General features: G+C 72.8%; 1 protein-coding gene. It reads right to left on the bottom strand.

Translation table 11 applies throughout. The features are described from left to right. Window positions 1–128: 128 nt before the first annotated feature. Window positions 129–1,676 (bottom strand): RICIN domain-containing protein, encoded by a 1,548-nt coding sequence (locus ACFV0O_RS29720; protein ID WP_380346724.1) that lies wholly within the window; start codon window positions 1,674–1,676, stop codon window positions 129–131. Window positions 1,677–1,813: the final 137 nt, after the last annotated feature.

Genomic DNA, 1,813 nt, shown 5'->3' with positions numbered 1-1,813 from the left:
GCTGCGGGCGGCCGGCGCGGATGGGGGGGGCCGGGGGGGCCCCCCCGCCCCCGGCCTGGCACGGGGGGCACCGCCGGACGGCCCTGGCGAGCCGACGCCCTGGCGTCCGGGCCGTCAGCCGTCAGTCGTCAGCCGAAGGCGGCCCAGGCCTGGCTGTTGGCGCTGCCCGCCGGGTTGACGGTCACGGCCGCACCGGCGCTGACGGAGGCGCTGTCCAGGACGTACCCGGTGGCCGGGTTGGTGATCGTGTAGGTGCCGCTGCCGTTCTGGGCGACCTGCCACTTCTGGTGCGTGTCGGTGGAGTTGTAGGCCTTGAGGGTGACCTGGGCCCCGGCGGTGGCGGGCGCGGTCAGGGTGAGCGGGGTCGGGCAGCTGTCGTAGATCCTGACCGTGCCGTCGGCGTTCGTGTCGAACTTCCACCGCTCGGAGGCGTGGGTGGAGTCGTAGGTGTCGAGGTCGGCGACGACGTTGGTGGTGGCGGCGCACTGGCCGGCGTGTTCGAGGGCCAGTGCGCCGCCGTCGGTGAGGGCGTGGTACTGGTTGTCGCCGACGATCGTGGGCCCGTAGTCGATGGCGTGGGAGGCCAGGTAGGCGAGCGCGGGTCCGTTGGTGGCGAGGTTGCCGTCGGGTCGGCCGCTCTTGAAGTAGTCGGCGAAGGTGGCCGGGGCGTGCGTGGTCAGCAGCGCGATGGTGCCGTTCCAGCCCCCGTCGAGGTTGTTCCACAGGTCGAGCAGCGAGCCGTCCACGTTGCCCTGGACCTGGTCGCCGGTGTTCCAGCCGGTGGTGTACGCGAAGCCGGCGCTGTTGCCGTCCGGGAAGACGTACCGGTAGTCCTTCAGGAGGTAGGCGGCGACGGAGTCGGCGAAGCCCTCGGTCCAGGCGCAGCTGCCGGAGCTGACCAGGTTGACGTAGTGCGGGCTGCAGTTGGTGACGGTCGGGAACGTGCCGTCGTACAGCCGGTGCATGAGGAAGTGGCCGGCCTCGTGGAGCACCGTGTGCTCGGAGTCGGGGTCCGCGGAGGAGAGGTGGACGGTGTTGGCCAGGTCGTAGTACGGGCCGTCGGAGGAGCCGTCGGTCCACCGGACGTTCAGCTCGGTGCAGGCGTTGCTGTTCGCCTCGTGGGAGGACCAGCAGTCGCTGGTGGTGTTGTTGCGGTTCCACCACAGGAGGTTGACGGTGTCGAAGGCGTGCCAGGCCCGGGCGGCGGTGGCCGGCTTGACGGTGCCGAGCGAGGTGCTGGCGGAGACCGGCCGGGCGGGCGTGTCCAGGGTGTAGGGGGTGCCGGTGGTGTCGCTGACCTTCCACAGCTTGGTGCTCTCGGTGCGGAAGCGCACCCACATGCTGTTCATGGAGGTGGTGGTGACGGGGGTGTAGCAGAGGTTGAAGCCGCCATCGGCGAGGGCGGTGTACTGGTAGTCGGCGGTGAGCTGGCGGGGGGAGTCGGTGGACTTCTCGTTGCCCCACAGCGCGACGTTGGCGTTGCGCACCGGCTTGGTCCTCGTGGGCTTCGCGGTGCCGTCCTCGGCCGACTGGTAGTCGTACTGGAGGTTGCCGCTCAGGCAGAGGGGGGAGGCCGCGGCGGCGGGGGAGGCGGTCAGCGGGACGGCGGCGGTGGCGGCGAGGAGGACGGTGCCCAGGGCGGCGAAGCCGCGCGGCAGTCGGAGTCCGATGGCCAAGGACGGGTTCCTCTCGGGAGGGCGGCACCCGGGGGTGCCGCCGGCGGTTCCCTGATCGGTCGGGGGGGGGCGGGGGGGGGCGGGGCCGGGGCGGGCGCCGGGCCGGCGGGGCGGCCGCCGGGGGGGGCGCCGCGGCC

The sequence above is a fragment of the Kitasatospora sp. NPDC059577 genome, assembly GCF_042735475.1.
Classification (GTDB): Bacteria; Actinomycetota; Actinomycetes; order Streptomycetales; family Streptomycetaceae; genus Kitasatospora.
This window is presented reverse-complemented; position numbering and strand designations above follow the sequence as displayed.